This window comes from Streptomyces sp. NPDC006372 (assembly GCF_040612515.1).
In the GTDB taxonomy this organism is placed as follows: domain Bacteria; phylum Actinomycetota; class Actinomycetes; order Streptomycetales; family Streptomycetaceae; genus Streptomyces.
Genome location: NZ_JBEXQJ010000077.1, coordinates 1 through 7,866, shown reverse-complemented (window position 1 = coordinate 7,866; position 7,866 = coordinate 1). Strand labels below are relative to the sequence as shown.

The 7,866-nt window shown below is 73.2% G+C and carries 6 protein-coding genes; 4 read left to right on the top strand and 2 right to left on the bottom strand.

The window, feature by feature from the left end; all coding sequences use genetic code 11:
• The 4 genes from ABZ016_RS42705 to ABZ016_RS42690 form a co-directional block, all read left to right on the top strand.
• Positions 1-754 (top strand): SpoIIE family protein phosphatase (locus tag ABZ016_RS42705; protein WP_356922200.1); only part of this gene is annotated, 754 nt, incomplete at its 5' end.
• Positions 751-2,481 carry a SpoIIE family protein phosphatase gene (locus tag ABZ016_RS42700; RefSeq protein WP_356922199.1) on the top strand — a complete coding sequence of 577 codons (1,731 nt, stop codon included), beginning with the start codon at positions 751-753 and terminating at the stop codon, positions 2,479-2,481. The genes ABZ016_RS42705 and ABZ016_RS42700, both read left to right, overlap by 4 nt.
• Positions 2,482-2,702: 221 nt before the next feature.
• Positions 2,703-4,073, top strand: a complete 1,371-nt coding sequence (locus tag ABZ016_RS42695; RefSeq protein ID WP_356922198.1) for an NAD(P)/FAD-dependent oxidoreductase — start codon at positions 2,703-2,705, stop codon at positions 4,071-4,073.
• A gap of 91 nt (positions 4,074-4,164) precedes the next feature.
• The gene (locus ABZ016_RS42690) at positions 4,165-6,405 is read left to right on the top strand and encodes an FUSC family protein (protein WP_356922197.1); all 2,241 of its coding nucleotides are present in this window, start codon (positions 4,165-4,167) and stop codon (positions 6,403-6,405) included.
• Between the two features lie 31 nt (positions 6,406-6,436).
• Here the strand turns inward: ABZ016_RS42690 and ABZ016_RS42685 are convergent, their stop codons facing one another.
• Both ABZ016_RS42685 and ABZ016_RS42680 read right to left on the bottom strand, forming a co-directional pair.
• On the bottom strand, positions 6,437-6,871 hold the full coding sequence (locus tag ABZ016_RS42685) for a hypothetical protein (protein ID WP_356922196.1): 435 nt from the start codon (positions 6,869-6,871) through the stop codon (positions 6,437-6,439).
• 28 nt (positions 6,872-6,899) lie between these two features.
• Positions 6,900-7,739, bottom strand: coding sequence for a DUF1206 domain-containing protein (locus ABZ016_RS42680; RefSeq protein ID WP_356922195.1), 840 nt, complete (start codon positions 7,737-7,739; stop codon positions 6,900-6,902).
• Positions 7,740-7,866: the final 127 nt, after the last annotated feature.

The following is a 7,866-nucleotide window of genomic DNA, read 5'->3' as shown; positions in this document are numbered from 1 at the left end:
GCTGCCGGGCGGCGCGGCCACGGGCAGCCCCGCGTGGACCGGAGAACCGGGCCCCCGGGCGGGGTCGGCGGCCGGGCTGCCGGGGGACGGTGCGGTCGGGTCCGCCGTGCAGCCCGGCCCGTCACGGGAGCGGTCCGTGCCGGTCGGTGTGCGGGCCGGCGGGGTGAACATCCCCTACGCGGGTGCCGAGTTCTCGGGGGACGCCTGGACGTGGGTGCGTTCCGGGGATCTGGTGACGCTCATGCTGGCGGACGGGCTGGGGCACGGCCCGGAGGCGGCCCGGGCCTCGTCGGCCGCGGTCGCGGCGCTGCGCCGCTGGGCCCACCTCGGTCCCGCCGAGTCGCTGCGGCAGCTCCACGACGCTCTGCAGGGCACCCGGGGCGCGGCCGTCGCCCTGGCCCAGCTGGACCTGCGGACCGGGCGGCTGCGGTTCGCCGGCATAGGGAACGTGGGAGCACGGCTGCGTACGGCCGGCACCTGGCACCCCCTGCTGTCCCGGCCCGGCATCGTCGGCGTGCACCGGCCCGCCACCCTCCGTGCGGAGGAGGCCGACTGGACGGGCGACCCGCTGCTGATCCTGCACACCGACGGCCTGCCCAGCCGCTGGACACCGCCGTCCGACGCGGGGCCGGCGGCGACCGACCCGGCCGTCACGGCCGCCGTGACGATACGTGACGCGAGCAGTCCCGCCCGGCCGGTGCGGGACGACACCGCCGTGGCCGTGCTGACTCCGACCCCGCCGGAACACCCATGATGCGTACTTGGCAGATCACCACCGTCATCGACGCGGCCCGCGCCCGCATCGCCCTCGCGCGACTGGCCGCCGCGTACGGTGTGCCCACCGTCGAACGGACGCGGCTCGCCGCCGCCCTCAGCGCCCACCTGCGGCAGTGCCTCACCAAGGGCGGCACCTGGCTGCTCACCCTGGACATGGCCGGCTCCCCCTCCGAGGAAGGACTGCTGCACGCCGTGGTGACGCCGTCACCGGAGGCGTGTGCCGCCGGGGAACCGCCGTGGGAGGTCACGGTCCCCTGCCCCGAGGCGGCCCGGACCGCGGAGGACGGCTCCGTCGCGAACGACGCCGCGGCCCTCGCGGAGGCGCTGCTCGGCGCCGACGAGGACACGGCCGTGGTGCTGGACAAGCTCACCGAGCAGGAGGACCTGGTCGCCTTCCACCGCGAGGAGCTGCACCAGACCAATCAGGGTGTGCTGGCGCTGCACGCCGAGCTGGACGCTGCCGGGCTGGCCCAGCGCGAGGCCTTCGCCGCCGAGCGCAGCGCCCGGAACGAGGCGGAGAGCGCCCGCCGCAGACTGACGTTCCTCGCGGACGCGAGTGCCGTGCTGACCGCCTCGCTCAACCACGAGGAGATCGTGCGCCGGCTGCCGGACCTGCTGGTTCCGGAGTACGCGCAGAGCGTGGACATCTGGCTGTTCGACCACGAGGACGACAAGCGCCGGTCGGCGGCCCATCCGGCCGCGGCCGTGGTCGCGGCCCGCACCGGCCGGCCCCAGTACGCCGCCGACCATCCCGGCGGACTGCCCGGCGTCGACGACCATCCGCCCTCGGCGCTCGACCCCGGGCGGCCACTGCTGTGCGTTCCGCTGCCGACGCGGCGGGCGCCGCTCGGGGTGCTGACCCTGTCGCCGCCCGGTCCTCGCTGGGACCCGGACGACGCGGTGATGCTGATCGAGCTGACCCGGCGGGCCAGCATCGCGATCGACAACGCCCGGCGTTTTGAACACAACCGCGACATCGCCGAGACGCTGCAGCGCGCCCTGCTGACGGATCTCCCGGCCACGCCGGGCCTGAGCCTCGCGGCGCGCTACCTGCCCGCCACCCACGGGCTGAACATCGGCGGTGACTGGTACGACGCGTTCCGGCAGCGGGACGGCGGTCTCATCACGGTCATCGGCGACGTGACCGGGCACGGTCTGCACGCGGCCGTCATGATGAGCCAGTTGCGCACCGCGCTGCGGGCGTACGCCGTGGACGGCGACAGCCCGGGCCGGCTGCTGACCCGGCTGCACCGGTTCCTGCACCATCTGCAGCCGGACCTCTACGCCACCGCCGTCATCGCGCGGTTCCACCCCGGCGAACCCACGCTGACGTGGGCCGCCGCGGGCCATCCCCCGCCGGTGCTGCGGCTGCCCGACGGAACCGTGCGCACCCTCGACGCCAAACCCGGCGCCATGCTCGGTATCCCCCTCACCCAGGAGATCGACGACCACACGGTGCGGCTGTCGCCCGGCTCGACGCTCGCGCTGTACACGGACGGGCTGGTCGAACGGCGCGCGCAGGGCATAGACCCGGGCATCGAACGGCTGGCGGAGGCGCTCGGCGGGTTCCGTTCCGCGGAACTCGACGCGGACCTGGAGGGTTCGGCGGACCGGATCCTGCATCCGCTGCTGAGCGACTCCGAACGCGACGACGACGTGTGTCTGTTGCTGTGTCACCTCCAGGGGGAGGGTGCCCGGCCCTGACGGTGGGGGCGCGCCCTGCCGGGTCCGTGCACGCCTTCTTCACGCCGGCCTGGTGCTTTTCGGCCACGGGACGGGCATGGTGGTGATCGACGTGTTCGTCTGCCTGCCGCGTCCGGCTGGCGTGCCGGTCCTGGACGCGATGGGATCAATGGGGTGCGAACCAGCGATCCATGGGCAGTCGAAAGGCGTTCGAGGCAGACCGCCTGGAGCCGCAGAAAGGGATGAACACCGTGACACGACCCAGGATCCTGGTGGTTGGCGCAGGCTTCGCCGGCGTGGAGTGCGTCCGCCGTCTGGAACGGAAACTCTCCCCGGACGAGGCCGACGTCACGCTGGTGACGCCGTTCGCCTACCAGCTCTACCTGCCGCTGCTCCCCCAGGTCGCCTCCGGCGTACTGACGCCGCAGTCGATCGCCGTCTCGCTGCGCCGCAGCAAGAAGTACCGCACACGCATCATTCCGGGCGGGGCCATCGGCGTCGACCTGAAGTCCAAGGTCTGCGTCGTCCGCACCATCACCGACCAGATCGTCAACGAGCCGTACGACTACATCGTGCTGGCCCCCGGCAGCATCACCCGTACCTTCGACATCCCGGGGCTGACGGACCACGCGTTCGGGATGAAGACCCTCGCCGAGGCCGCCTACATCCGTGACCACGTGATCTCGCAGCTCGATCTGGCCGATGCGAGCCAGGACCCCGACGAGCGGGCCTCACGGCTGCAGTTCGTGGTCGTCGGCGGCGGCTACGCGGGCACGGAGACCGCGGCGTGCCTGCAGCGCCTGACGCATGCCGCCGTGAAGCGCTACCCCCGGCTGGACCCGGGTCTGATCAAGTGGCATCTGATCGACATCGCCCCGAAGCTGATGCCGGAGCTCGGCGACAAGCTCGGCAGCAGCGCGCAGGAGATCCTGCGGCGGCGGGGCATCGAGATCTCGCTCGGCACCTCCATCGCCAAGGCGGGCCCGGAGGAGGTCACCTTCACGGACGGGCGGGTGATCCCGACCCGCACGCTCATCTGGACCGCCGGAGTCGTCGCCAGTCCCCTCATCGCCACGCTCGGCGCGGAGACCGTGAAGGGGCGGCTCGCGGTCGCCCCCGAGATGAACCTGCCGGGCGACGACGGGGTGTTCGCGCTCGGCGACTCGGCCGCCGTGCCCGACCTGGCCAAGGGTGACGGGGCGATGTGCCCGCCCACGGCGCAGCACGCCCTGCGGCAGGGCAGGCACGTCGCCGACAACGTCATCGCGTCGCTGCGGGGCGGGCCGCTGAAGCCGTACGTGCACAAGGACCTCGGGCTCGTCGTCGACCTCGGCGGCACGGACGCGGTCTCCAAGCCGCTGGGCATCGAGCTGCGCGGCCTGCCCGCCCAGGCCGTCGCCCGCGGCTACCACTGGTCGGCGCTGCGCACCAACGTGGCCAAGACCAGGGTGATGACGAACTGGCTGCTCAACGCGGTGGCCGGGGACGACTTCGTGCGGACCGGCTTCCAGGCGCGCAAGGCCGCCCGGCTGAAGGACTTCGAGTACACGGACGCCTACCTGACGCCGGAGCAGGTACAGGCACACATCGAGGGAGCCGGCCGGCAGGGGTAGCGGAGGGCCGGGCGGGAGCTTCCGCTCGCGGCATGACATGCTGAGACGCGGATCTTGGTGTGCGGTGTGAGTCGGGAGAGAGTGCGGCGGCGTGAGGGCAGCGGGACGCTCGGTGCGGACACGACTGCGGGACCGGATCGCGGCGTCCGACCCCGGGCTGCTGCGCCTGACGGCCGGGCTGCGGACGGTGGGCGCCATCGCCCTCACCCTGGCCGTGCTGGCCCTGCTGCGGGCCGATGTGCACCTTCTGGTGGCGGGGGCCATGGCGGCGATGGTCGCCACCTTCGCCATCCGGGAGAAGCAGCTCGGCGCCCAGGCCGTGACACTGGCGCTGGGCCTGCCGGTGGCCCTGGCCTCGGTGTGCCTGGGCGCGGTGCTCAACGCGCGTCTCTACGCCGGTGACGTCTTCTTCGTCGTGCTGATCTTCTGCGCGGTGTACGGCCGCCGGTTCGGCGACCGCGGCACCGCGCTGGGGCTGATCGGCTTCCAGGTCTACTTCCTGTCGCTGTTCGTCGGCGCCTCGACCTCCTCGCTGCCCGCGCTGTGCGGCGCCATCGCCCTGGCGTTCTGCTCCAGCGCCCTGCTGCGTTTCGCTGTCGTGCCCGCGACCCCGACGGCCGTCCTGCACCGGCTGCGGCTGGCCTTCCGCGCCCGGCTGGCCCAGCTGGTGTCCGCTCAGCTCGACCTCCTCGACGCCGGCACGGACGAGATGGACAAGGCCCTCGAGGCTGTGCGGGAGGGCACCGCGCGGCTGCACGAGACCGCGATGATGATCCAGGCGCGCCTGGAGGAGGGCACCCCGGACGAGTCGGCGGCGCGGCTCGTGCAGCGCCGGATCGCGGACGCCGAGATCGCCGCCGAGCGGCTCGGCCTGCTCCTGTTGACCTCCCGCACCGCCGAGCGGGCCGACACGCTCACCCTGCACCTGCCGGGCGCGCCCGCGCCCTCGGTCGGGCAGTCGGCCGTGCCGGACGAGGCCACCGCCACCCTCCGTCGCGATCTCCAGGCGCTGCGCACCCTCGTGCTGCGGGCCGGCAGCGGTGACACGGGGACCGCGCTGGCCCACGTGCGCAACCGGCTCCTCGGCTACCGGGACGAGGAGAACCTGCCGCCCGCGTCCGCCGCCGTCCAGGACGTGTTCCGGGGCATCGGAGAGTCGGCCCGGGCGGTGATGGGGCTGCGGATCGCGCTGGACGGCCCGCAGGACGAGTCGGACGACTCCCCCGCCACGGCCCGCTCTCGTGAGGAACTGGATGCCGAGGACGCCGCGATCGACGGCGGCGAGGAGGCGGAGCCGGAGGAGCAGACCGGACTGCGGCGGCCCACCACGCGCGCGGCCGTGCAGGTGGCCGTCGGCTCGTCGCTGGCCATCGCGGGCGGTGAGCTGCTGTCCACGCAGCGCTGGTACTGGGCGGTGCTGACCTGCTGGATCGTTTTCCTCAACACCGCCTCGACGGGCGAGATCCTGGTCAAGGGCTATCGCCGGCTGCTGGGCACGGTGTTCGGCGTGGTGGCCGGGATCGTGCTGGCGGGGCTGGTCGGGCAGCACACGTGGACGGCGTTCGCCCTGGTCCTGGTGCTGATCTTCGCGATGTTCTACGTGGCGCCGCTGTCGTACACGCTGATGTCCTTCTTCGTCACCGCGATGCTGGGACTGCTGTACACGCTGCTGCACACCTACAGCCTCGACGTGCTGCTGCTGCGGGTGGAGGAGACGGCGCTGGGCGCGGCCTGCGGAGTGGCCGCGGCGGCGCTGGTGCTGCCCGTGCGGACCGACCGCCGTACCAACGAGCTGCTCGGCACCGTGCTGGAGCGGCTGGTCTCCGTCACTGAGGCCGCGGTCGGGCAGCTGAGCGGCGGGCCTGCGGACGAACTGCTGGACAAGGCGCGCGACCTGGACCAGGCACTGGCCGATCTGCGGGCCGCCACGCAGCCACTGACCCATCCGGTCACGCCGCTGCGGGCCCGGAGGAACACGGCGCGGTACGTGGTGGCGCTGCTGGAGACCTGCGCGTACCACGCGCGGACGCTGGCGGCGACCGCCGAGCTGCTGCCCACGCACCCCTCGATCGCGGCGGACCCGCGACTGCGGGGGGCCGCGGCGCGCACGGTGCGCAACATCGAGACCATCGCGGCCCGGGTCGCGGACGAGCACGCCGCCGCGCTGGTCGAGACCGGGCCGAGCATCGCCTCACTGCTCGGGTCCGACGCCGGCACACCTCGCTACGGCCGGATCACCGACCGCGTGCTTCGGCATCTGGAGCGGCTGGACGAGGCCGTGGTCGGCCTCGCCCGGCCGCTCGACGTGCCGGTGGCGGCGCCCCAGAAGTGACGGGCCCCGCCGAGGGAGCGCCCGGGCCGCATCAGAAGTCCGTGGGCAGTCCGCTGACCTCGGCGATGCCGCGCAGCTCTTCCGTCTGCCTGTGCCGTTCCTTGATGTAGTCGGCGATCTCGCCCAGGCGGATGGGGTCGGAGGCGGTGCTCGCGTCCGTGACGATCCTGACCGGGCCGGTGTCGTCGACATCGAGCTCGATCACTTCGTTGTCCAGGCGGCCGGTGACCGCGGTGGCTATGACGAGGGCCACCTCGTCACGGATCTCCTGGGGCAGTTCGTCGTCGCGCCCGGAGTCGAGCGCGAAGTCGAGGCTGGACAGGCGCTCCTCGTCGATCGCCTGGAGGACCGGCTCCACCACACGCATCAGGAGGCGGTAGTCCTCCGTGTCCATCCGGATGCGCAGGAGGTCCAGGTACACGTCCACGGGACGGCCGTCGTCTTGCGGAATCTCGGAATCGCTCATGCGGCTCGTGTTCCCCGCGAGACGCCGCTCAGACCCGTCGCCAGCGAGCCATGGCGAAGGAGAACACTCCGAAGAGCACGAGCCCGGCCGCGACGCAGGCCAGCAGCCAGGGGCCGAGGGGGGTGTCGGCGAAGGTGCGCAAAGTGTCGTCGAGCCCCTTGGCCCGGTCGGGTTCGTAGTCGATCGCCGCGCGGACGGCGAAGACACCGGCCGCGGCGAACACCAGCCCGCGGGCGGCACCCCCGGCCACACCGGTGACGTCCACCAGCTGCCGGGTCCGGGGGCCCATCTCCCCGAGCCGGAGCTTGTCGCGATATTTGCGGAGCACCGCCCGTACGCCGATCCAGCCGCCGGCGGCGACGATCGCGATCCCGGCCGCGCCGGCCAGCCACTGGCCGGCGGGTATCTCCAGCACCCTGGCGGTGGCGTCCCGGGACTGCCGGTCGCTGGAACCGCCGCCGCTCTGGTTCCGGGTCGCCGCGAAGGACAGCACCGAGTAGGCGACGAAGACGTAGAACCCGAAGCGGACCGTCGCCAGCAGCCGCTTGCGGGCGCTGCGGCCGTCCTGTCCGACGGAGCCGAAGAGGGCTTCGGACAGCCGCCACAGGGCCATGCCGGCGAGCCCGATGCCCAGCGCCCAGAGCAGCACCGCGCCGAAGGGTTTCTGCGACAGCTCCGCCAGAGCGCCCCCGCGGTCCGCCTGCTCCTTGGTGTCGCCGAAGGCGATCTGCAATGCCAGCGCACCGACGAGCAGGTAGATCACGCCGCGTGCGGTGAGCCCTGCCCGTGCCGCCCCCTCGGTCACCGACCCGCGCGCCGCCCGCCGGGCCCGGAACCGTCCCCTCCGTGCCAACACAGTCGTGTTCATGTAGACCTCCCGGAGTCCGGATGCCCCGGGTTCTCCCGCGCATACGCGGCGTAGCCGCCGGACCAGCGCGTTCCGGTCGCGCGGCGGGACGCGAAGAGGCCCGGCCGACGGCTGCTGTCCGTCGGCC

Coding starts and splice junctions, on each gene's coding strand:
- ABZ016_RS42700 (WP_356922199.1), top strand. CDS start 751: ATGATGCGTACTTGGCAGATCACCACCGTCATCGACGCGGCCCGCGCC.
- ABZ016_RS42695 (WP_356922198.1), top strand. CDS start 2,703: ATGAACACCGTGACACGACCCAGGATCCTGGTGGTTGGCGCAGGCTTC.
- ABZ016_RS42685 (WP_356922196.1), bottom strand. CDS start 6,871: ATGAGCGATTCCGAGATTCCGCAAGACGACGGCCGTCCCGTGGACGTG.
- ABZ016_RS42680 (WP_356922195.1), bottom strand. CDS start 7,739: ATGAACACGACTGTGTTGGCACGGAGGGGACGGTTCCGGGCCCGGCGG.